At 41.1% G+C, this 22,683-nt stretch carries 19 protein-coding genes and 5 tRNA genes; 5 read left to right on the top strand and 19 right to left on the bottom strand.

Annotated features, from left to right (window positions below):
• Window positions 1–9 precede the first annotated feature (9 nt).
• From PSH41_RS11560 to PSH41_RS11510, 11 genes are all read right to left on the bottom strand, one after another.
• The gene (locus PSH41_RS11560; protein WP_121637756.1) at window positions 10–1,911 is read right to left on the bottom strand and encodes a SurA N-terminal domain-containing protein; all 1,902 of its coding nucleotides are present in this window, start codon (window positions 1,909–1,911) and stop codon (window positions 10–12) included.
• 172 nt (window positions 1,912–2,083) lie between these two features.
• On the bottom strand, window positions 2,084–2,383 hold the full coding sequence (locus PSH41_RS11555; protein ID WP_286247754.1) for an HU family DNA-binding protein: 300 nt from the start codon (window positions 2,381–2,383) through the stop codon (window positions 2,084–2,086).
• A gap of 183 nt (window positions 2,384–2,566) precedes the next feature.
• Window positions 2,567–4,927 (bottom strand): endopeptidase La, encoded by a 2,361-nt coding sequence (gene lon, locus PSH41_RS11550; protein ID WP_004586897.1) that lies wholly within the window; start codon window positions 4,925–4,927, stop codon window positions 2,567–2,569.
• Window positions 4,928–5,077: 150 nt separating this feature from the next.
• Entirely contained in the window at window positions 5,078–6,361 is a 1,284-nt protein-coding gene (gene clpX / locus PSH41_RS11545; protein ID WP_004586896.1) for an ATP-dependent protease ATP-binding subunit ClpX, read from the bottom strand.
• Window positions 6,362–6,496: 135 nt separating this feature from the next.
• Window positions 6,497–7,114: an ATP-dependent Clp endopeptidase proteolytic subunit ClpP gene (gene clpP / locus PSH41_RS11540; protein ID WP_024033798.1), complete on the bottom strand. Its 618-nt coding sequence runs from the start codon at window positions 7,112–7,114 to the stop codon at window positions 6,497–6,499.
• A gap of 163 nt (window positions 7,115–7,277) precedes the next feature.
• Entirely contained in the window at window positions 7,278–8,582 is a 1,305-nt protein-coding gene (gene tig / locus PSH41_RS11535) for a trigger factor (protein WP_004586894.1), read from the bottom strand.
• A 355-nt stretch (window positions 8,583–8,937) separates the two neighbouring features.
• Window positions 8,938–9,014 (bottom strand) — tRNA-Pro (locus PSH41_RS11530).
• A 51-nt stretch (window positions 9,015–9,065) separates the two neighbouring features.
• Window positions 9,066–9,142: transfer RNA gene (locus PSH41_RS11525), tRNA-Pro, on the bottom strand.
• Between the two features lie 15 nt (window positions 9,143–9,157).
• Window positions 9,158–9,233: transfer RNA gene (locus PSH41_RS11520), tRNA-His, on the bottom strand.
• A gap of 24 nt (window positions 9,234–9,257) precedes the next feature.
• Window positions 9,258–9,334: transfer RNA gene (locus tag PSH41_RS11515), tRNA-Arg, on the bottom strand.
• Window positions 9,335–9,388: 54 nt separating this feature from the next.
• Window positions 9,389–9,465: transfer RNA gene (locus PSH41_RS11510), tRNA-Pro, on the bottom strand.
• 341 nt (window positions 9,466–9,806) lie between these two features.
• On the opposite strand from PSH41_RS11510, the gene folD reads away from it, so the two are divergent.
• Entirely contained in the window at window positions 9,807–10,661 is an 855-nt protein-coding gene (gene folD, locus PSH41_RS11505) for a bifunctional methylenetetrahydrofolate dehydrogenase/methenyltetrahydrofolate cyclohydrolase FolD (protein WP_029772557.1), read from the top strand.
• 242 nt (window positions 10,662–10,903) lie between these two features.
• On the opposite strand, the gene cysS is transcribed toward folD, so the two are convergent.
• Window positions 10,904–12,283, bottom strand: a complete 1,380-nt coding sequence (gene cysS, locus PSH41_RS11500; RefSeq protein ID WP_273589075.1) for a cysteine--tRNA ligase — start codon at window positions 12,281–12,283, stop codon at window positions 10,904–10,906.
• Between the two features lie 413 nt (window positions 12,284–12,696).
• Here cysS and PSH41_RS11495 point away from each other — a divergent pair, with 413 nt between their 5' ends.
• The 3 genes from PSH41_RS11495 to PSH41_RS11485 all read left to right on the top strand — a co-directional run bounded on the left by PSH41_RS11495 (window position 12,697) and on the right by PSH41_RS11485 (window position 14,863).
• Entirely contained in the window at window positions 12,697–13,188 is a 492-nt protein-coding gene (locus PSH41_RS11495) for a peptidylprolyl isomerase (RefSeq protein WP_024032242.1), read from the top strand.
• An 84-nt stretch (window positions 13,189–13,272) separates the two neighbouring features.
• Entirely contained in the window at window positions 13,273–14,010 is a 738-nt protein-coding gene (locus PSH41_RS11490) for a UDP-2,3-diacylglucosamine diphosphatase (protein WP_004586890.1), read from the top strand.
• A gap of 52 nt (window positions 14,011–14,062) precedes the next feature.
• Complete coding sequence (locus PSH41_RS11485; RefSeq protein WP_004586889.1) at window positions 14,063–14,863, top strand: substrate-binding periplasmic protein; 801 nt, start codon at window positions 14,063–14,065, stop codon at window positions 14,861–14,863.
• 32 nt (window positions 14,864–14,895) lie between these two features.
• Here the strand turns inward: PSH41_RS11485 and miaE are convergent, their stop codons facing one another.
• Window positions 14,896–15,666 (bottom strand): tRNA isopentenyl-2-thiomethyl-A-37 hydroxylase MiaE, encoded by a 771-nt coding sequence (gene miaE / locus PSH41_RS11480; RefSeq protein WP_054983055.1) that lies wholly within the window; start codon window positions 15,664–15,666, stop codon window positions 14,896–14,898.
• 215 nt (window positions 15,667–15,881) lie between these two features.
• Between miaE and PSH41_RS11475 the strand changes: the two genes are divergently transcribed.
• Window positions 15,882–16,481, top strand: coding sequence for a Yip1 family protein (locus tag PSH41_RS11475; RefSeq protein ID WP_004586887.1), 600 nt, complete (start codon window positions 15,882–15,884; stop codon window positions 16,479–16,481).
• A gap of 99 nt (window positions 16,482–16,580) precedes the next feature.
• Here PSH41_RS11475 and purF read toward each other — a convergent pair whose 3' ends face one another.
• The 6 genes from purF to truA form a co-directional block, all read right to left on the bottom strand.
• Window positions 16,581–18,107 carry an amidophosphoribosyltransferase gene (gene purF / locus PSH41_RS11470; RefSeq protein WP_004586886.1) on the bottom strand — a complete coding sequence of 509 codons (1,527 nt, stop codon included), beginning with the start codon at window positions 18,105–18,107 and terminating at the stop codon, window positions 16,581–16,583.
• A gap of 18 nt (window positions 18,108–18,125) precedes the next feature.
• A complete protein-coding gene (locus tag PSH41_RS11465; protein WP_004586885.1) occupies window positions 18,126–18,620 on the bottom strand; it encodes a CvpA family protein in 495 nt (164 codons plus the stop codon).
• A gap of 171 nt (window positions 18,621–18,791) precedes the next feature.
• Window positions 18,792–19,427, bottom strand: coding sequence for an SPOR domain-containing protein (locus PSH41_RS11460; RefSeq protein WP_029772564.1), 636 nt, complete (start codon window positions 19,425–19,427; stop codon window positions 18,792–18,794).
• Window positions 19,428–19,438: 11 nt separating this feature from the next.
• Window positions 19,439–20,704, bottom strand: a complete 1,266-nt coding sequence (gene folC / locus PSH41_RS11455; protein WP_273589074.1) for a bifunctional tetrahydrofolate synthase/dihydrofolate synthase — start codon at window positions 20,702–20,704, stop codon at window positions 19,439–19,441.
• A 25-nt stretch (window positions 20,705–20,729) separates the two neighbouring features.
• Window positions 20,730–21,605, bottom strand: a complete 876-nt coding sequence (accD, locus tag PSH41_RS11450; RefSeq protein ID WP_024032247.1) for an acetyl-CoA carboxylase, carboxyltransferase subunit beta — start codon at window positions 21,603–21,605, stop codon at window positions 20,730–20,732.
• A gap of 140 nt (window positions 21,606–21,745) precedes the next feature.
• Window positions 21,746–22,540: a tRNA pseudouridine(38-40) synthase TruA gene (truA, locus tag PSH41_RS11445; RefSeq protein WP_055253125.1), complete on the bottom strand. Its 795-nt coding sequence runs from the start codon at window positions 22,538–22,540 to the stop codon at window positions 21,746–21,748.
• Window positions 22,541–22,683: the final 143 nt, after the last annotated feature.

Raw genomic sequence — 22,683 nt, 5'->3', positions numbered from 1 at the left:
GTGTCGCGATTATTCTGCTGCTTGCTCTACCACAGGTAGATTTAGCTCAGCTTTAGCCTTTAAAGACTCAATAAACGCTAAATAGTTTTTGTTAGCTTGCGCCATAGTAATGTTTTGCTGTACTTGCGGGTCGATATTTGCGGTTACTTGCGCATCGCTTACCGACTTAAGTGCAACAATTGCCGCATCGCCGTTGTTTAAATCAACCACGTCTGTGCTTGGTGCATCATTAGGACGAGGCATTTTAAACGCTTGCGTTACAATAGCAGGCGAAACCGTGTAGCTTTGACGCGTTAAGCTCGCTTCTTCACGTACCGTTAGGTTTTGCTCACTGGCCACATCGCTTAGCGTTTTACCTGCTTGAACTTGTGCAAATAACTCACGTGCTTTTTCTTTAGCAAGTGTTGATGCTTTTTCATTAACTAAACGTGTTTTGATTTGCTCACTCACTTGCGCAAGCGGTTTAGTTGCAGATGGCTCGTATTTATTTACACGTACTACAATAACGTGCTCATCACCTAGCTCAATCACTTCTGAGTTTACTTTATCTTCAAGTAATTCTACTGAGAACAACTGTGAAATTACCGCAGGTGTATTAAGAGGCTCTGGCAATGCATTACGTGCAACAAGTGGCGTGGTTTTAACTTCAACGTCTGCCACTTCTGCTGCATCGTCTAAACGGTCAGAAATCTCAAATGCTAAGGCACCCATTTCTGTTTGCTTTTCGTAAAACGCATCTACTTTTTCAGTTTGCTCAAGCTCTGCACGTAAGTCGGCTTTTACGTCGTCATACGCTTTTACTTGCTCTGGCTGTAAGTCAGTAAGTTTAATAATGTGATAACCAAACTCTGATGCTACAACCTCTGAAATATCACCTTTGTTTTGAAGCGCAAATGCAGCATCTTCAAAAGCTGGGTCCATTACATCGCGTTCAATCCACTCTAGGTCGCCGCCCATTTCGCCACTCACAACATCATCAGATGATGACTCTGCAAGCTGTGCAAAGTCAGCACCTTGCTCTAACTGCTCATGTAATGCGTTGGCTTTTTCAAGCGCGGCATCATCATCTTCGCTGTTATCAATTAAAATGTGTGATACACGGCGTTTTTCAGGCTCGATGTATTGTGCTTTATTTTGCTCATAATACGCTTTTACGTCGTCTTCTGTTACCGACTCTACGGTGATATCTTGTGCTTTAAGCTCAATGTAATCAACCGATACACGCTCTGGCGATAAAAATTGTGATGCGTTTAGCTCGTAGTAATCAGCAATTTCTTGCTCAGATACGTCTACGTTTGCTTGTAACGCTTCTTTGCTTAACACAAGGTAGTCTATGCTACGCGTTTGCTGCTGCAGGGCTGCAGCGCGTTTAAGCTCGTTTTCAAGTGCAAACTCAGTGCCAGCAACCGCTGACACTAATTGGCTGCGTGTCATGTCTTTACGTAAGTACTCACGAAAAGCATCTGGTTGAAAGTTCATTTGACGAATTACTTGTAGGTAACGGTCGTTATTAAATTTTTCACCAATTTGAAAGTAAGGTAGTTCTAAAATTGTTTTACGTACGCTGTCGTCGCTTACGCGAAGGCCTAAATCTGCCGCTAATTGTGATTGCAATTCTTGTTGTACTAAGCGGTCAATTACACCTTGACGAATTTGCGCCATGTAATTTGGATCTGCACTGATTTGTGCAAAGTATTCGCCAAATTGTTGCTCTAAACGGCTACGTTCGTTTTGATAAGCACGATTAAATTCGGTTTGGCTAATTTTAATTCCATTTACTTCAGCAACGGGTTGTTCTGGGGTTTGACCTAAGTAACTACCGATCCCTGCTAAGGCAAAAGATAAAATCACCGCGCCTAAAATTATTTTGGCTACAGGACCCTGTGAGCCCTCTCTGATTTTCTCAAGCATTTGTTTATCTCTTATTGATCAAGGTATTTTACCTTGTCATATGTAAAAAAAGCGTATCTTACCAGATACGCTTTTTCACTTGAAGTAACTGGCGGTGAAGTTACTTAATTCATCGATTAGGATAATTAAGTTTATATACACTCGCCATAACTAATCTGTATTTAAACAGTGATTAGTTTACTGCGTCTTTCAGCGCTTTACCGGCTTTGAAAGAAGGAATATTTGCCGCAGCGATTTGAATAGTTTCACCAGTTTGTGGGTTACGGCCTGAACGAGCAGCACGCTCGCGTACTGAGAAAGTACCAAAACCTACAAGTGCAACTGAATCGCCATCTTTAAGCGCTCCAGATACAGACTCGATGAATGAATCTAGTGCACGACCTGCAGCCGCTTTAGAAATGTCAGCGTCAGCTGCGATTTGATCGATTAATTGAGATTTATTCACAATATCATCCTCTTTCATTGTTATTATCAAGAGCGATTGTTTTTTAAACTAACATCACTTTTTTGAAAATTTTAGAGCAAACTTTTAATGCTCACATGATTATATTTTTCTTAAGCCTAGGCCCCATAAGGGCTAGGCTCGAAAACCAGTGCTTAACTTATCATACCGATTAGATTTGAAAAGCCCTTTAAAGCACTTTTTTTGGGTTTTTTATTGGTTTTTCGGTGTTTCGACTGAAAAACTCTCAACAGGATGCACTAAAGCTAACTTTAATACTTCATCAATCCATGTAACTGGGTGAACATCTAAGCCTGCCAGTACGTTATCTGGTATCTCTTTTAAGTCACGTTCGTTAATTTTAGGAATGATGACTGTTTTAATTCCACCACGGTGTGCAGCAAGTAGTTTCTCTTTTAAACCACCAATAGGCAGTACTTCACCGCGCAGTGTGATTTCACCTGTCATTGCTACATCGGCTTTAACGGGGTTACCTGTTAAACTCGATACTAAACCCGTTACCATTGCTGCACCGGCACTTGGGCCATCTTTAGGGGTCGCACCCTCTGGTACATGCACATGAATGTCGCGTTTTTCGTAAAAATCGTTATTAATACGGAACGTATCAGCACGATTACGAACCACCGTCATGGCCGCTTGTATCGACTCTTGCATTACATCGCCTAGTGAGCCTGTGTAGCTTAGTTTGCCTTTACCTGGCACAGCCGCACATTCAATGGTCAGTAAATCGCCGCCTACTTCGGTCCACGCTAAGCCTGTTACCTGGCCAATGCGGTCACCGTCTTCAGCTTTACCGTAGTCGTAGCGCTGTACACCTAAAAACTCTTCTAGGTTATCTTGATTGATAGTGACTGTTTTAGTCTCTTTATCAAGTAAGATATTTTTAACGGCTTTACGACATAGTTTAGATACTTCGCGCTCTAAATTACGTACGCCCGCTTCACGCGTGTAGTAACGAATAATGCCAATAATTGCACTGTCTTCTATTACTAGCTCAGAAGGTTTTAAACCATTGCGTTTAACTTGCTTAGTAATTAAGTGCTCTTTTGCAATGTTTAGCTTTTCATCTTCGGTGTAACCCGATAAGCGAATAACTTCCATTCTGTCCAATAATGGACCAGGGATATTAAAGCTGTTTGATGTTGCTACAAACATTACATCCGATAAATCGTAATCAACTTCTAAGTAGTGATCAGCAAAGTGGCTGTTTTGCTCCGGATCGAGCACCTCTAATAGTGCTGATGCCGGGTCGCCGCGCATATCTGATGACATTTTATCGATTTCATCTAACAAGAATAATGGGTTTTTAACGCCCACTTTTGTCATGTTTTGAATCAGCTTACCTGGCATAGAGCCAATGTAAGTACGACGATGACCACGAATTTCAGCTTCGTCACGTACGCCACCTAATGCCATACGAACATATTTACGACCCGTAGAGCGTGCAATAGACTGCCCTAGTGACGTTTTACCTACACCCGGTGGTCCTACTAAACATAAAATAGGCCCTTTGAGCTTATTGGTACGTTGTTGCACCGCGAGGTATTCAATTATGCGTTCTTTAACTTTATCTAAGCCATGGTGATCGCTATCAAGAATTTTTTGCGCGCCTGCTAAGTCTTTTTTCACTTTCGAGCGTTTTTTCCATGGTACGTTAATTAACGTATCAATGTATGAACGCACTACAGTGGCCTCTGCAGACATTGGCGACATCATTTTAAGCTTATTAAGCTCAGCTGATGCTTTTTCTTTCGCTTCTTCTGGCATACCTGATTCTTCAATACGCTTTTTAAGCGCTTCAAATTCGTCAGGTACATCATCAAGCTCACCAAGTTCTTTTTGAATGGCTTTCATTTGCTCGTTGAGGTAGTACTCGCGCTGAGACTTTTCCATCTGCTTTTTCACGCGGGTACGAATTTTTTTCTCAACTTGCAATAAGTCTATTTCACCTTCCATCAGTGCCATTAAGTATTCTAAGCGCTCTGTAACGCTTGAAATTTCTAACACTTTTTGTTTTTCAGGCACTTTTAATGGCATATGCGCTGCCATTGTATCGGCAAGGCGTGCTGGCTCATCAATGCCAGAAACAGAGGTTAATACCTCAGGTGGAATTTTTTTATTAAGTTTTACATAGCCTTCAAACTGGCTAACAGCGCTGCGGATGAAAATATCTTGCTCTTGCTCATCCACTGAATCAGATTCGATGAACTGAGCATTCGCTACAAAAAACTCATCGTTATCTACAAATTCTTCAATTTGTGCGCGCTGCGTACCTTCAACTAAAACTTTAACTGTACCGTCTGGTAACTTTAATAACTGAAGTACAGTAGCAATAGTACCGATACGGTAAATATCGTCTTGCTCAGGTTCGTCTACAGTTGCATCTTTTTGTGCAACCAAGAAAATTTGTTTGTCTTTATCCATTGCCGCTTCGAGGCATTTTATTGATTTTTCACGGCCAACAAAAAGCGGGATCACCATGTGCGGATATACCACAACATCGCGCAGTGCTAACACTGGGATTTCGACTCGATCGGTTCTCTCAAGCGTCATTATAGTTTCTCTTCGCACTTCATTTATTTAAAAGATTACTCAAGTATATGGGGATAATCTAATTAAAGTTCAACAATTTTCCCCAACTCGTTCAAATTAATTATAAAAAAAGGAGCCTAAGGCTCCTTTTTTATACAAATAGCTTAAAAACTACTCTGATGCAGCTTTATCTTGATTATTGTTTTCATAAATCAAGATTGGGTCAGATTCACCTTTAATCACGGTTTCATCTATAACCACTTTGCTTACATCATCCATTGATGGCAGCTCATACATAGTATCAAGCAGTACGCCTTCAACAATTGAGCGAAGTCCGCGAGCACCTGTTTTACGCTCCATTGCTTTGTGAGCAATAGCGCTTAGTGCATCATCACGGAACTCTAATTCAACGTCTTCCATACCAAACAATACAGAGAACTGTTTAGTAATGGCGTTTTTAGGTTCACTTAATATTTGTACAAGTGCCGCTTCATCAAGCTCAGTTAATGTAGCAACAACAGGTAAACGACCAATAAACTCAGGAATTAAGCCGTACTTAACTAAATCTTCTGGCTCTACGTCTTTAAATGTTTCGCTTAAAGAGCGGCTCGACGCTGACTCTTTAACGTTAACACCAAAGCCAATTCCGGTATTTTTATGGCTACGCTGTTCGATTACTTTATCTAGGCCTGCAAAGGCACCACCACAGATAAATAAAATCTTAGAGGTATCAACCTGTAAAAACTCTTGCTGCGGGTGCTTACGACCACCTTGTGGTGGTACTGAGGCAACCGTGCCTTCAATTAGTTTTAGCAGCGCTTGTTGTACGCCCTCACCCGACACGTCTCGTGTAATAGATGGGTTATCTGATTTACGCGAAATTTTGTCAATTTCATCAATGTAAACAATACCACGTTGCGCTTTTTCTACGTCGTAGTCACATTTTTGTAGCAGTTTTTGAATGATGTTTTCTACATCTTCACCTACATAACCGGCTTCGGTTAGTGTAGTTGCATCTGCCATAGTAAACGGTACATCAAGTAAACGCGCAAGTGTTTCTGCCAGTAATGTTTTACCACTACCTGTAGGGCCAATAAGCAAAATGTTACTTTTACCTAGTTCTACTTCTTGCTTTGTAGATTGGTTGCGTAGGCGCTTGTAGTGATTGTATACCGCTACAGACAATACTTTTTTAGCATGGTCTTGACCAATTACGTAGTCATCTAAGTGATTACGAATTTCTTTTGGCACAGGTAGTTTATCAGACGAATTATGCTTAGGAGCAATGTCTTTGATTTCTTCCCTGATAATATCGTTACACAGCTCTACACATTCATCACAAATGTATACTGAAGGACCTGCAATTAATTTACGCACTTCGTGTTGGCTTTTGCCACAAAAAGAGCAGTATAACAATTTATTACTTTTGTCGCCGTCTGTAGGAGTGTCAGACATTCAGCTACCTCTTTTATACGTTGGCTGCCAAATAAGGTTGGCAACTATTTCAAATTCGCTTTTAACTATACCAAAATTTACTGGTTTTCGCATAGTAACTCAAAGTGGCAAGCAATTATTTGCTTGCCTACACGCTTACTTGCTTTCGCGATTTGTAAACACTGAGTCAACCAGGCCGTAATCTACAGCTTGTGATGCACTCATAAAGTTATCACGGTCAGTATCGCGTGAAATAACATCTAATGGCTGGCCTGTATGCTCTGCCATTAAGCGGTTAAGTTTGTCTTTAATAGACAGAATTTCTTTAGCGTGTATTTCAAAGTCAGATGCTTGACCTTGGAAACCACCTAACGGTTGGTGAATCATTACACGTGAGTTTGGTAAACAAAAACGCTTACCTTTAGCGCCAGCAGTAAGCAAAAATGCGCCCATGCTTGCCGCTTGGCCAACACAAATTGTACTTACATCTGGTTTGATGAAGTTCATTGTATCGTAAATTGCCATACCAGCGGTTACCGAACCACCTGGTGAATTAATATATAAAAAGATATCTTTTTCAGGGTTCTCTGATTCTAAAAATAGCATTTGCGCTAAAATTAGGTTTGCCATGTTGTCTTCAACTTGGCCCGTTAAAAAGATAATTCGCTCTTTTAATAGACGCGAATAAATGTCATACGAGCGCTCACCTTTAGCTGTTTGTTCAACAACCATAGGGACTAATGCATTTAGGGGATCTGTCATACCAGTGTTCATACTTTTTTAATTCCTTATGCGCTTATGCTTTTTCTTACTAAAGGAAGCATAGTTATCATTTTTCGCAAATTATGGGGCACAAACTAAAATGGCCCGGGCACACTGCATAAACAGAGTAACACGAGCCATTTAATCGTTAGCGAGCGCTTAAGTCAATGACTTATTAAGCACCTTGCTGAGGATTCATGATGTCATCAAATGCTTTTTCAACGTCAGACACGTTTGCTTTAGCTAAAATAGCTTCAACAGCTTGCTCTTCCATTGCAACATTACGCATTTGCTGCATAAGTTGATCATTTGCTTTGTAGTATTCTACTACTTCAGTTGGATCTTCGTAAGCAGATGCAACTGTAGCAATTAATGCTTCAACTTTTTCATCATCAACTTTGATATCGTTTGCTTTGATCACTTCACCTAGTAATAGGCCAGTTTTAACGCGAGTTACGGCTTGCTCGTGGAACAATTCAGCTGGAAGCTCAGGCATGTTTTTAGCGTCGCCACCAAAACGTTGAGCTGCTTGCTGACGTAGTGCGTCAACTTCTTGATCAATAAGTGCTTTAGGCACTTCGATTTCGTTGTTTTCTAAAAGACCTTTAATCGCTTGGTCTTTCACGTTAGCTTTAACCGCTTGGTCTAACTCACGTGTCATGTTCTTTTTAACTTCTTCTTTAAGCGCGTCTACGCCGCCTTCGGTAACACCGAACTTAGTTGCAAACTCTTCGCTTAATTCAGGTAGCTCTTGTGCTTCAACTTTTTTCACTGTGATAGTGAATTGAGCCGCTTTACCTTTCAGGTTTTCAGCGTGGTAATCTTCAGGGAAAGTTACATCAGCAACTACTTCTTCGCCTGCTTTTTTACCAACGATGTTGTCTTCAAAACCTGGGATCATACGACCTTGGCCAAGCTCAAGTGGGAAGTCTTCAGCTTTGCCGCCTTCAAACTCTTCACCGTCGATAGTACCTACGAAATCAACTGTTACACGGTCGTTTTCGCCAGCAGCTGCGTCAACATCAGCCCAAGAAGCGTGTTGCTTACGAAGTGTTTCTAGCATGTTTGCTAAGTCTTCGTCAGTTACTGTTACTGCTGGTTTTTCTACTGCAATTTTGTCTAAACCTTGAACTTCAACTTCAGGGTATACTTCAAACGTTGCTGTAAACTCTAAATCTTTACCTGCTTCAAGTGATTTAGGTGCAAATGATGGTGCGCCAGCAGGGTTAATTTTTTCAGCAACAATTGCTTCAATGTAGTTACGCTGCATTACTTCGCCAGCTACTTCTTGACGAACCGCAGGTCCAAAACGCTTGTTAATTACTGAAACTGGTACTTTACCAGCACGGAAGCCATCGATACGCTGCGTTTTTGACAGTTGTTGTAAGCGTTTTTTTACTTCGGTCTCAACGTTCTCTGCAGGAACGGTGATGGTCAGACGGCGCTCAAGGCCTTGAGTCGTCTCAACAGAAACTTGCATGATTTACCTCAATATTCAATTTTGGCGACTGTTCGCCTTCCTTACAAACAAAGTAATCTTCATGAGTCTTGATAAATTTTAAAGCGATTTTTCACTAAAAAGCATCCGTCACTACCATGAGATCCCATTGCTGCTCTGCCCTTCGGGCACTATGTTAAACAATAGACGCGGCATTATAACCTAATAATTATGATAGTCGAGTGTAGGGGGCAATTATTTGGACTAGTTTAGCTACGATCGAGACCAACTGCGTAAAAAACAGACTAACTGGTTCGTTAAAGCGATATTTTAGTAGGAAGTAAATAGAAGTTATTGTTGAGTGATTACTCGTTTACTTTCTTTAAGGTTAAGAAAGTGGTCGGCGATGCAGGATTTGAACCTGCGACCCCTTGGACCCAAACCAAGTGCGCTACCAAACTGCGCTAATCGCCGATAATCGTGTTGAATACTTAAATGTTGAATTTAAGACCACTTATGAGAAAGTGGTCGGCGATGCAGGATTTGAACCTGCGACCCCTTGGACCCAAACCAAGTGCGCTACCAAACTGCGCTAATCGCCGATACTCGAAGTAAATTGGGGTGACTGATGGGGCTCGAACCCACGACAACCGGAATCACAATCCGGGGCTCTACCAACTGAGCTACAATCACCACGGTATTTACTTTGTTTTCAAATGGCGCACCCGGAAGGATTCGAACCTTCGACCAACGCCTTAGAAGGGCGTTGCTCTATCCAGCTGAGCTACGGGCGCATCGAAAACTTCATAGTTTGCCTGTAAGCTATTCTATTATAAAAATAAAAGAAGTGGTCGGCGATGCAGGATTTGAACCTGCGACCCCTTGGACCCAAACCAAGTGCGCTACCAAACTGCGCTAATCGCCGATGCTTACGATTGCCTGCGAGTGACCTCGTTGACAACGGGGTGCATAATAGTGATTTGCCTGGGAGAGGTCAAACGTTTTTTGCATAAAATAAATCAATCGGTCATTTTTAGTTCATAATGGTTAAATATTGCAAAACTAAGCTGAAATTTAGACGCTTTTTTTGAAAACACCGGTTTATAACCTAAAAGCAACTTGGCGCTTCGGGCCTTTTCTGCGAAAATAGCCTGCATATTAAAAAAGCATTAATAAAATTAATTTTTTGCATACACCCCTCTTTATATGCAGATGCTTTTAAAATATAAGTATCGAAGTTTATTTAACCCCAATTAAAGGTCCCCCATGACGGCAAACATCATTGATGGTAAGGCAATCGCAAAACAAGTACGTAGTGCAGTGGCTGAGCGCGTAAGCGAACGCGTTGCAAACGGTTTACGTGCACCCGGTTTAGCAGTAGTACTGGTAGGGCTTGACCCTGCAAGCCAAGTTTACGTTGGCTCTAAGCGTAAAGCGTGTGAAGAAGTAGGATTTATTTCAAAGTCATTTGATTTACCAGCGCAAACCAGCGAAGAAGAACTACTAGCATTAATTGATGAGCTAAATAACGATGGCGAAGTAGATGGTATTTTAGTGCAACTACCGCTACCTGAAGGCCTAGATGCAGAAAAGATTTTAGAACGTATTACACCACATAAAGATGTAGATGGATTTCACCCTTACAATATTGGCCGCTTAGCGCAACGTATGCCGGCGCTGCGCCCATGTACACCCAAAGGGATTATTACCTTATTAGATTCAACGGGCGTGCGTTACAAAGGGATGCATGCGGTAGTTGTTGGTGCCTCTAATATTGTTGGCCGTCCTATGTCGCTTGAGTTATTACTTGCCGGTTGTACTACAACGGTATGTCACAAATTTACACAAGACTTAGAAACCCATGTGCGCCGCGCAGACTTATTAGTAGTGGCCGTAGGTAAACCTGAATTTATACCTGGTGAGTGGGTAAAAGAAGGTGCGATTGTGATTGATGTAGGTATTAACCGTTTAGATACAGGCAAGTTAGTGGGCGATGTTCAGTACAGTGTTGCAGAGCAAAAAGCTGATTTTATTACTCCTGTACCGGGTGGCGTTGGCCCAATGACTGTAGCAAGTTTAATTGAAAATACCCTCGAAGCATGTGAAAAATACCACAGTTAATTTAATACCAATCCGCATAATTAAGTGATCTATTTTGAGGTTGGATAAACGTGTTGATAGCAAGGCAAAAAATTCGCTATTTAGTTGTTCTAAATGAGAATTTTTTAACGCAGATAGCGACACGTTTAGCCCCTGAAAATGATTAAATATTATTGCGGATTGGTATAATGCCTTAGCATTAAAAAAGGGTTGCCAACTGGCAACCCTTTTTAGTTTAAAAGCTACTTTAACGCATTTACGCTTTACGCTTTACGCCACGTTGTTTTACCTGCTGAGTCTTCAAGCACGACACCGAGTGCATTAAGTGCATCACGTGCTTCATCTGCAGCGGCCCAATCTTTGTTTGCGCGCGCTTCATTACGTTTTACAATCAGCGCTTCGATAGTGGCTACTTCATCATCATCTTGCCCGCCTTGCAAAAACGATTCAGGTGCTTGCTGGGCAACACCAAGTACTTCGCCTATGCTGCGTAGCACAAATGCTAATTGCCCTGCTTGCTGTGTATCGGTGTCTTTAACACGGTTTAGCTCTTTAGCCAGTTCAAATAAAACCGGTAACGCCTCTGGCGTATTAAAGTCATCATTCATGGCTTTTCTAAATTTAGCCACGTACTCATTGTTTTCAATATCGCACGTTATTGGCTCAACACCACGAAGTGCTGTGTAAATACGTTCAAGCGATGAACGTGCTTGATCTAAATTCTCTTGCGAGTAATTTAGCTGGCTACGGTAATGCCCTGATATTAAAAAGTAACGAACTGATTCAGCGTCATATGTTTTTAATACCTCACGCACAGTAAAAAAGTTGTCTAATGATTTAGACATTTTTTCTTTATTTACTTGTACCATGCCTGTATGGATCCACGTATTTACATACTTGCCATTGTTTGCACAGCATGATTGCGCAATTTCGTTTTCGTGATGCGGAAACTGTAAATCAGAGCCGCCACCGTGAATATCAAAATGCTCGCCTAAATGCTTTGAGCTCATTGCTGAACATTCTATATGCCAACCCGGACGCCCTTCTCCCCACGGTGATGACCATGAAGGTTCGCCTGCTTTTGCTTTTTTCCACAATACAAAATCAAGCGGATCGTCTTTATCCTGTGCAACCTCTACGCGAGAGCCTGCTTGGAGCATACTTAAATCTTGTTGCGATAGTGCGCCGTACTGCTCAAACGTAGAAACATCAAAAAGCACGTCGCCATCGTTTGCTACGTACGCATGGCCTTTTGCAATTAAGCGCTCAACCATTTCGATAATTTCATCCATATGGTTTGTAACCGTAGGTTCAATATCTGGGCGCAACATGTTTAGGCTATCAAAGTCTTCGTGCATGGCTTTAGTCATACGCAAAGTTAGGTCATTAATTGACTCGCCATTTTCGTTTGCGCGCTTAATTATTTTGTCATCTACGTCGGTAATATTACGTACGTATTTTAAGTCGTAACCAAGGTGGCGAAGGTAGCGGACAATAACATCAAACCCGACAAATGTACGCGCATGACCGATATGACAAAAATCATAAATGGTGATACCACACACATACATGTCGATTTTGCCTTCGACCATAGGTTTAAACTGCTCTTTTTGTCGCGTGAGTGTGTTGTATATTTGTACCATTTACTTTTAGTCCTTGACTGTTTGCTGAGTTGGCTATGTTAACACTTGAAAAGCCCCCGCTCTAGCGCTTTTTATACCCAAACCTCTTCAATACGCATGTTTAAGCAGCAATTAAAACCAATTTAGGCAAGGCCTTGATTGTATGTAATAGAGGTTCTGTTGTTAAAATTAATAACACTGTAAAAATCAGTTTTAAACCACCCTGTTTATTGCTTAACAGGCTCTTGTTCTGTGCATGGTTATATATTGAAAAAAAATACCACAACGGCCAAATACCGCCTCGATATTAACCCCCTGTAAAACGCACAAGTATATACCTTGGGCAGCTTTGGATATATTGAACAAGCACTTTGTTTATCTTAGTTAACTAAGATAAAATAGCGCGACTAATTAAACCAGATATAGGAAACCACATGGTTGTTCTACACACTAATTTTGGTGACATCACCATTAAAATGTTTGAGCAAGAAGCTCCAAACACAGTTAAAAACTTTTTAGAGTACGCAAACTCAGGTTTTTACAACGGCACTATTTTTCACCGCGTAATTGACGGCTTTATGGTGCAAGGCGGTGGATTTGTACCTGGTATGGAACAAAAAGACGTTAACGACCCAATTCAAAACGAAGCAAATAATGGCCTATCTAATAAAGTAGGTACATTAGCAATGGCGCGTACGCCTGATCCACATTCAGCAACAGCCCAATTTTTTATTAACGTTAACGACAACGACTTTTTAAACCACAGCAGCGAAACTTCGCAAGGCTGGGGTTACTGTGTATTTGCTGAAGTAGTTGAAGGCATGGACGTAGTAAATAAAATTAAAGGTGTAGCAACAGGCAGCGCTGGTTTTCACCAAGACGTACCGCTTGAAAATGTAATCATCGAAAACGTTACTGTAAGCTAAACGTTTACTCATATACTGAGTAATTAAGCGGGCATGGTACATTATGTATGCGCCCGCTTTTATTTAACCTAACTAGATGCCTCTATGACTTCTCAAACCTACTTTATTGCAGACTTACACCTAAGTGAAAACCGCCCAGATATTAGCGAGGCCTTTTATCGCTTTATAAATACGCACATTATTGGTAAGCCCGTAGATGCATTGTATATTTTAGGTGATTTTTTTGAAGTATGGGTTGGGGATGACTACGTAACAGAATTGGCTAGTGAGGTAGCAAAGCATTTAAAAGCCGTTAAAGATGGCGGTACACCAGTGTACTTTATACACGGTAATCGCGATTTTATTATGCGTGAGCAATACGCTAAACGCGCAGGTATGGTATTGCTAAACGAGCAAACGGTTATAGATTTATATGGCACTCCCACTGTTATTTTGCACGGTGATGAAATGTGTACCCAAGATATTGAGTATCAAAAGTTTCGTAAAAAAAGTCGCGGTTGGTGGTGGCCTAAATTAATGTTAGCAATGCCACTATGGTACAGAAAAAAAATTGCTCGCAATGCCAGAGAAAAAAGCAAATTAAGCCAAGCCGACAAACCCATAGAAATTTTAGACGTAGTAGATGACGCAGTACTAGCGATGTTTGCCAAGTATAATGTAAGCAACATGATACACGGCCACACCCACCGCCCTAACGTACACACTTACTCTGTAGGTAAGCAAACACTAACACGCACTGTGCTTGGTGATTGGTATACTCAAGGCTCATATTTAGTGGTTACTCCGCAAGGTCAAAAACTCATTAATACGCCCTTCGCATAATCTCAAATCCTGACTATTATTTAAGTACTTTTTGGTAATAGGATAAGGATATATGTATAAAGCTATTTATTGTTTGGTGCTTTGTTGCATTTTTTCCAAAGGATATGCCTCAGAAAATTGGCAGCTCGTCGCCGAAAACTCCCCACCCTATATTGGTGAGCGCTTAATTGATAACGGCTGGGTTACTGCCTTAACTAAAGCGGCCTTAGCTAATCAAAATATTAATAACGACATCGAGTTTACCAGCTGGAACAGGGCGCTGGAGCTTACCAAAATAAATAAAAAAGATGCAATTTTAGGCGCTTTTTATACAAAGTCGCGTACTGATCTTTTTTATTATTCTCGCCCACTTGCTAACGTATACGTTGGACTATTTAAGCTCAAAGACAGACAAATAAACTATGACGGCAGTATGGACTCTTTACAGCCATACAGTATTTGTAAAGGCGTTGGCTACGCAGTAAGTGAAGTTTTTTCTGAAAGTAATGGCCTGGCCGTAACCTCAACTCGCGGGTTAATTAACAGTTTATATATGCTTCAAAAAGGACGAATAGACTTAGTAGCAGGCACTAAAGAAGTGGGTGAATACTGGTTAAAAAACACCGAAAAACTTAATGAACCCGGCGCGCCACAAGTTGAATATATTTCGCCCGATTTAGAGCATCATCAACTGCATGTTATGTTTCCAAAGTCTGACCCTGATGCAAAACAAAAAAGAGACGCGCTTGAACAAGGCTTTTCTACTATTTTATACAATGGCACCGCAAAAGAGCTATTAGTAAAACATGGCTTTTCTCAAAGCACGGCGCTTGAGCTCATAGACTTTATAGAAAGAAGTAGCACACCTAACTAACCGGTGTGCTTGAAGAGCTAAATAACACTGCTTTAATTAGTAACTAGTGCAGGAGCGCCACTGTGAAATTTAAAGTCTTCATCAGGGCTAGTGATCAAATCAGCCTCAATTTTACCAAAAAAGTCGACTCGCTCAGTAATATCAAAATCAGCAATTTCTTGTGCCAGTGTTAAGTAATCTTGATAATGGCGCGCCTCAGAGCGAAGCAATGAAATATAAAAATCGCCTAAGCGTTTATCAACATGTGGAGCAAGTGCAGCAAAACGCTCACATGAGCGAGCCTCAATATAAGCACCTACAATTAGTTTATCGACTAATGCATTAGGCTCAAACGTTTTAACGTTACGTAGCATCCCTTTAGCGTAACGACACGGTGTAATACTGCGGTACTCTACTCCATACTCGTCCATTATTTCGAGCACTTGATAAAAGTGATGTAATTCTTCCTTTATTAGCATCACCATTTTATCTATTAAATCTTGCCCGTAAGGTGAGTTAGACTTTGGGATAATAGATTTTGTAAGTTTATTTTTAGCCGCTAAATCACGCCAATTACCTTCACGTTTATAAATAAGTGTTTCAAAGGGCTTTAGCCATTCAAGTAATGCATCGCTGCTGTCTTTATCTACCGCGTACTTACGAATTAAAAACATTGCACTTTGCGCTGCTTTTAACTCACAAATTAAGTGATCGATTAAAATAATCGATAAATTTTCTTTTTTTACTGCCTCAACAACCCATTCATTTGGGGTTTCGCACAATAAAAAATTATTAATAGGGGCTAAAAGTTCGCTATGTGGCACAGGGCTGCTCGTTACTTCAAATAAAAAAAAGCCATTTTAACACGAAAAATAACGAAGAATAAAACGAGCTAAAACAACCTCTTTAAAATGTTAATAAGCAGTTAACTTGACTTTGTATATGAACTAAACCATAAATATAGATACTGTATAAAAAACAAACTAACTAAAACTGAATTATAACCAACAGTAATACGTTCCTTTTATGGAGTACCGCTATGATACTGAACCACCTGTGGGGCATTTATGCTCATCCACTCGAAGAATGGCAAACAATAGATAACCGCCACGAAAGCCTGACTTATAGCCTGTCGCATATTTTACTTATTGCATTATTTCCATCGATTATGGGGTATTACTCATCGGTGTATTTAGGCTGGAGTATTGGTGCGGGCAACCCAGTATTTTTAACACATGAAAGCGCACTGCTAATTGCCGTGGCTATGTATGGTGCGTTAATAGCCGGTGTGTTTGCACTGGCCTATTTAGCCCATTGGATGGCCGTTACATTTGGTGCTAAACCTACCTTTACACAAACGCTTGAACTTGCCGCTTATACTGCTACACCCGTGTTTATGTCGGCCTTAGCCGCTTTTTTACCTGAGCTGTGGTTTGTTGTTTGCGTAGGTATGATTGCCCTAGCCTACTCGGTGTACTTGCTTTATACAGGCGTGCCAATACTAATGCATATTCCACAAGAGCGCGGCTTTATTTATGCCAGCTCTGTTGTTACCTGCGGGCTAATTTTATTGGTAATAATTTTAGCTGTAACCGCAATACTTTGGACTAACGGCATTGTGAGTCCAATGTTTACCTAATCAACCACGTTGTTTGATATGAAGTGTTCCCTTTCTTTCCTTCGCAAAAAAGGAGCTAATTAGCTCCTTTTTTTATGTCTAATTATGTTTAATCACACATTAATCAGCTTCGTTGGCATCTTGATTGTGTATTTCAAGGCCTGATGACATGGCGTTTTCGCGGTTACTTTTAGCCGAGTCGTTACGCAATTGATCAATATGGTTTAAGTAATCTTGATCGATATCACCGGTAATGTATTGCCCATCAAATACAGAGGTTTCAAACTTAGTAATTTCTGGGTTTTCTTGGCTTACAGCGGCAATTAAATCGTTTAGTGATTGAAAAATTAAGCCATCAGCACTGATGCTTTGGTTAATATCTTCAACTTCGCGGCCATGCGCAATAAGCTCTGCGGCAGATGGCATATCAATACCATACACATTAGGAAAACGAATTTCTGGTGCTGCTGAGGCAAAATACACATTTTTTGCTCCGGCTTCACGGGCCATTTCTACAATTTGTGCCGAGGTTGTACCGCGTACAATTGAATCATCAACCAGTAAAACGTTTTTACCTTTAAACTCACGGTCAATCGCATTTAGCTTTTGACGCACTGACTTTTTACGCATTTCTTGGCCAGGCATGATAAATGTACGACCAATATAACGGTTTTTAACAAAGCCTTGGCGGTAAGGTAAATCAAGCATGCGGGCAATTTCTAACGCCACATCGCATGAGGTTTCAGGAATTGGGATAACAACATCAATGTCTTTATCGCTCCACTCACGCGCAATTTTTTCACCCAGTTTAGTACCCATATTTACACGCGTTGCGTAAACCGACATACGATCGATGGTTGAATCTGGGCGAGCAAAATAAACAAACTCAAAAATACACGGCGCATAAGAGGCTTTTTCAGCACAACTTTGTGAATGAAATTGGCCATCTTCAGTTACGTAAATCGCTTCACCTGGTGCAACGTCACGCACAAATTCAAAGCCGTCTGGCTTTAATGCTACGCTTTCTGAGGCAAACATGTACTCAGTGCCTTTAGGGGTTTCACGCTTACCAAATACCAAAGGACGGATACCATTAGGGTCACGAAATGCTAAAACACCGTGGCCAATAATCATCGCAATAGCGGCGTAGCCACCGGTTACTTTGTTGTTTACTTCGGTTACTGCAGTGAAGATGTCTTCAGCGTCTAAATGTAATTTGTCAGACTTACTTAGCTCATGTGCCATGATATTAAGTAGTATTTCTGAGTCAGACGTTGTATTAACGTGACGACGCGCTTCTGAGAACAGTTGCTGCTTTAGAGTTTCAGCATTGGTTAAATTACCATTGTGCGCAAGCGCAATACCAAATGGTGAATTAACGTAAAACGGCTGCGCTTCAGATGAACTTGACGAGCCAGCAGTAGGGTAACGTACGTGGCCAATACCAATTGTGCCTTGTAGTCGTTTCATATGGCGGGTGTGAAACACATCCTTTACTAGGCCATTTGCTTTGCGCAAGCTAAACGTATTGTTTTCAATGGTAATGATGCCCGCGGCATCTTGACCTCGGTGCTGCAAAACAGTTAAGCCATCATAAATCGCCTGATTAACAGGAGATGTTCCGACTATCCCAACGATACCACACATGTAATTTATCCTCGCCGATTAACGGTTTACTGAATTTAAAAAGCTCGAGTTGTTTTCTAGGTACGAAAAGAACCATTCAACAACAAAGCCAAATTCTGGAATCAAAATAGAATTGCCCCACCAGTGCGTGTTTGGTGCACCAGTAAAAGCATCAAGAAAGAAGAGTAACGCGCTCACGACCAACACGCCTCGTAACGCACCAAAAACAATGCCGAAGACACGATCGGTGCCAGATAAACCAGTACGTTGTACAAGCTCACCTAAAATGTAGTTTAGTAAACCGCCTAACAGTAGCGTCGCAAAGAAGAGTATGGCAATGGCCGCCGCATTTCTTAAAAGGGGTTCAGAAATACTTGTTAGGAAGGAAGCTAAATATTGGTAAAACAAACTAGAGATGATAAATGCGCAAGCCCATACTGCTAATGACATAGCTTCTTTAACAAAGCCGCGTATTAAACCGATGATGGTAGACAGTGCAATGATGCCAAGAATGGCGTAATCAACCCAGATCATATTAACCAATTAGTCGCTATTTTGGGGCGCATTCTATACCCAAACCTCGTTAATATGCAAGTTAAAGCGGGAGATAACCAGCAACTAGCACGTACAAAAACTTATCACTTTAACGGCTATTTTTAGCCCTTAAAAACAAAAAAAGCCTTACTATAGTAAGGCCTTTTAAAATCAATTAGAGACACTGTATTGGGTGACTTTACCGTTTAACTTGGTAAGCGCTTTAAGCTCGGGTAACTTTTTGGTCAGCTCCCCCTTATCAAGCGAGGGCCCAACAAACACTTTAGTCAATGTGCCGTTTGGCGTTTTAATTGGTTTTGTAAACGTTTTAAAGCCTTTCGCTTTAAGCTTAGCTTGTAAGGCCTTAACATTGGCGGCATGGGAAAAACTACCTAGCTGAATTACATAGGCCATATCAGTGAGGTTTTCTTCACTTTTACGTGGCGCAATAGGTTTTGCTTTTACCGGCTCTGGCGCTTTCGCTACAGGCTCTGGCGCAGTTTGAGGCTCTATGCTTGCTTCGACTATTTCAGGCTCAGCTGCGTATTGGCTTTGTTTGCTTGTCAGCACATCGTCATCGGCAGCTATGTCTTCAATTTGCTCTTGTTTTAAAGGCTCAGCCTGCGCTACTTTTTCATCTATAGACTCTTGAAGGTCAATAGTTTTAAACTCAGAGCGTTCAGGGATAGCTTTAAAGCCCTCTTTGTAGTGGACCTTTTCGCCATCGAGTATATTAGGAATAAACACAATTGCTGCGATCACCACAATACTGGTTCCGACTAAACGATTTATAAAACCTGAGTTCACCGACTTTCTCTCTATTTTTTAAAGTAGTTTATAGCATCTGCAACAGTAAAAAATGACCCAAACACAATTAAAAGCGTATCACTTTGCTGTGTAGGCATAATTACATTAAGTGCTTCGTGCACACTATTATAGCGTTCATGCGTGCCTGTATGAGGTATAGTTTGCAACGCCGCGGCCATATTTTCAACGTTATCGCCACGAGGTATATGCAAGCTAGTAAGAGACCAGTGATCAATTACATGGCTTACCTCTTTAAGTACACCCGCTTTATCTTTATCAGCAAGCATAGCGACTAATGCATGAATTTTAAAGCCTTTATCTTTATAGCTTGCAAGCTTTAGTGCTAAATAACGAGCAGATTCGGGGTTGTGAGCTACATCGGTAAACACTAAAGGTGCAGTGCTTAACTGCTCAAAGCGCCCCTCAACAACTAAGTTAGCTAAACAATGCTTAATTACCTCATCACTTGGCAATAAATTTAGCACAGCTAGGGTTGTTAAGGCCGTTGCTGCATTTTGTGCAGGGATAGCTGGCTTATCTAACAGCAAATTATGATTTTTATATTGCCATGTAAAATGCGCTTCGTGCTCTTTGAATATAAAATCAGTACCGGATATAACCATGCCTGCTTTAATCTCAGCACCGTAATCGGTCATTGTATGTGGTATGTTTAAATCACCAATAATAGCCGGCGTGTTTTGACGAAATATACCTGCTTTGTCATAAGCAACTAACTCTCGTGTATCGCCTAGGTATTCTTTATGATCTAAATCTATGGTGGTGATCACGCTTGCATAAGGTGTAACAATATTGGTGGCATCAAAGCGCCCGCCCAAACCAACCTCAAGCAGCACATAATCAACTTCAAAGCGTTTAAAAATAGCCAGCGCACCTAGGGTGCCATATTCAAAATACGTAAGCGCCGTGCTAGCGCGACCTTGCTCTAGCGTGTTAAAGGCATCAACATGGTATTGATCATCGAGCTCTTGCCCATTTATGCGCACACGCTCGTTGTATCTAATTAAATGAGGAGAGGCATACGTACCTACGCTGTAACCTTGCGCAAGTAATAGCGATTCTAAACAGCGTGCAGTTGTGCCTTTGCCGTTTGTGCCGCCAATAAGAATAATTTTGCTGGAAGTGTTTAATAAGCCAATGTTATTTGCAACAGTAGCAACGCGTTCGAGTCCCATTTCAATATTTGCAGGGTGAACACTCTCTAAATAACAAAGCCAATCATCAAGGCTTGATGATTGGCTAGGAATTGTATTTGTCATAGCGTGTAATCAGTAAAGCTGAAATTTACGCTACTCTATGCTCTTGTTCGGTAGAAGGCAAGTTCATAAATTTAGCAAGTACGCGTGCTAATGTGTCGCGCATTTCACGACGGTCAATAATCATATCAATTGCACCGTGCTCTAATAAGAACTCACTGCGTTGAAAACCTTCTGGCAAGGTTTCACGTACTGTTTGCTCAATTACGCGCGGGCCCGCAAAGCCAATTAAGGCTTTTGGCTCAGCTACGTTAATATCACCTAACATCGCTAATGATGCAGAAACGCCACCCATGGTTGGGTCGGTCATTACTGATATAAACGGCAGGCCTTTTTCGCTCATTTTAGCAAGCGCAGCGCTGGTTTTAGCCATTTGCATAAGCGACATAAGCGCTTCTTGCATACGTGCACCACCTGAGGCAGAGAAACACACTAATGGCATGTTGTGCTCTAAACATTGGTCTACGGCATCAACAAAACGTGCGCCTACAACCGAAGCCATTGAACCACCCATAAATGAGAATTCAAAAGCAACCGCAGCAACAGGAATACCCTTTAAGCGGCCCTTCATTGCTACTAACGCGTCTTTTTCGCCACTTGATTTTTGGGCTGCGCTAATACGGTCTGAGTATTTTTTAGAGTCTTTAAACTTTAATACATCTTTAGGCTCGTGCTCAGTGCCAAGCTCCGTGCGGTCACCCTCATCTAAAAAGTGCTCTAAACGTTTACGGCCGCTCACACGCATGTGATGGTCGCATTTAGGACATACGTTTAATGATTTTTCTAGTTCAGCTTTATATAAAATTGAATCGCAAGCTGTACATTTAGCCCAAACGCCTTCTGGAATTTCTTTACGACCTGACGACTTAGTCGTTTTAGGTAAGATTTTTTCTAACCAACTCATTTGCAACTCTCTTAATGCTGTTCTGTGTCGCGAGTCTGCTAATAAGTAGCAGACAGATTTTTTCAATTAAAACATGAATTACACAAACACGGTATAAAAAACTGGTCTTAGTAGTTAGATAAACGCTTATAAATTCAACACTAACATTCCGAGTCAGGTAAAAATAATGGCCCTAGTGGGGTTTTAGGAATATTAAAGTGTTCTGGGTAATCTACATCTACTAAATAAAGACCCGCGGCTTTTGCTGTGGCACTTGCTTTAGCACGTTCTTTTAAATCTAATAGCTCTTTTAACCATACAGGTTGGTGCTTGTGAAGGCCTATATCCATCAAACAGCCGGTAATATTTCGCACCATATGGTGTAAAAAAGCGTTCGCTTTAATATCAATAATAACGTAATCGCCCTGGCGATGTACCGATAAATGATGAATAGTTCTGTTTGCTGTATTAGCTTGGCAATGCAGCGCTCTAAAAGAGGTAAAGTCGTGCTCGCCAATTAAGTACTGACACGCCTCTTGCATTTTTGTTTCATCAAGTGGGTGATGAAAATGCGTAACGCCTTCATTCATAACTGCGCCTCTATAAGCGTAATTATAAATAACATAACGATAACGACGCGCTGTTGCGCTAAAGCGTGCATGAAAGTCTTCACTAACAGGTTGAGCAAAACGAATCGCTATATCTTTAGGGAGTAACGTGTTCATTCCCATAGTAAATGCAACCATCTCACGGGGAGCATGGGTTTCAAAGTGTACAACTTGACCAGTGCCATGTACTCCTGCATCTGTGCGGCCCGCACACACTATTTCAACCGGATGATTACAAATGCTCGACAACGCTTTTTCTACTTCTTGTTGTACGCTATTTACATGAGACTGACGTTGCCACCCACTGTAACGTGCGCCGTTGTATTCAACTCCAAGTGCTACTCGCATAATTACTGCTTTACCTACTGTGCTAATGAACGGGGCATTTTATGCTATCTCGCGGTGCAATAAAAGTAACCTAGTCTATTTATAGTTATTCGCAAAATTAAGTAATTTATTTTACCCCAATAAAACACAGCGATAAGTTAGTG

Origin of the sequence: Pseudoalteromonas sp. CST2 (assembly GCF_028599385.1) — a bacterium.
In the GTDB taxonomy this organism is placed as follows: domain Bacteria; phylum Pseudomonadota; class Gammaproteobacteria; order Enterobacterales; family Alteromonadaceae; genus Pseudoalteromonas; species Pseudoalteromonas atlantica.
The sequence above is the reverse complement of the archived record's forward strand: the minus strand, read 5'-3'. Positions and strand labels throughout refer to the sequence as shown.

Coding starts and splice junctions, on each gene's coding strand:
- PSH41_RS11560 (WP_121637756.1), bottom strand. CDS start 1,911: ATGCTTGAGAAAATCAGAGAGGGCTCACAGGGTCCTGTAGCCAAAATA.
- lon (WP_004586897.1), bottom strand. CDS start 4,927: ATGACGCTTGAGAGAACCGATCGAGTCGAAATCCCAGTGTTAGCACTG.
- clpX (WP_004586896.1), bottom strand. CDS start 6,361: ATGTCTGACACTCCTACAGACGGCGACAAAAGTAATAAATTGTTATAC.
- clpP (WP_024033798.1), bottom strand. CDS start 7,114: ATGAACACTGGTATGACAGATCCCCTAAATGCATTAGTCCCTATGGTT.
- tig (WP_004586894.1), bottom strand. CDS start 8,582: ATGCAAGTTTCTGTTGAGACGACTCAAGGCCTTGAGCGCCGTCTGACC.
- folD (WP_029772557.1), top strand. CDS start 9,807: ATGACGGCAAACATCATTGATGGTAAGGCAATCGCAAAACAAGTACGT.
- cysS (WP_273589075.1), bottom strand. CDS start 12,283: ATGGTACAAATATACAACACACTCACGCGACAAAAAGAGCAGTTTAAA.
- PSH41_RS11495 (WP_024032242.1), top strand. CDS start 12,697: ATGGTTGTTCTACACACTAATTTTGGTGACATCACCATTAAAATGTTT.
- PSH41_RS11490 (WP_004586890.1), top strand. CDS start 13,273: ATGACTTCTCAAACCTACTTTATTGCAGACTTACACCTAAGTGAAAAC.
- PSH41_RS11485 (WP_004586889.1), top strand. CDS start 14,063: ATGTATAAAGCTATTTATTGTTTGGTGCTTTGTTGCATTTTTTCCAAA.
- PSH41_RS11475 (WP_004586887.1), top strand. CDS start 15,882: ATGATACTGAACCACCTGTGGGGCATTTATGCTCATCCACTCGAAGAA.
- purF (WP_004586886.1), bottom strand. CDS start 18,107: ATGTGTGGTATCGTTGGGATAGTCGGAACATCTCCTGTTAATCAGGCG.
- PSH41_RS11465 (WP_004586885.1), bottom strand. CDS start 18,620: ATGATCTGGGTTGATTACGCCATTCTTGGCATCATTGCACTGTCTACC.
- folC (WP_273589074.1), bottom strand. CDS start 20,704: ATGACAAATACAATTCCTAGCCAATCATCAAGCCTTGATGATTGGCTT.
- accD (WP_024032247.1), bottom strand. CDS start 21,605: ATGAGTTGGTTAGAAAAAATCTTACCTAAAACGACTAAGTCGTCAGGT.
- truA (WP_055253125.1), bottom strand. CDS start 22,540: ATGCGAGTAGCACTTGGAGTTGAATACAACGGCGCACGTTACAGTGGG.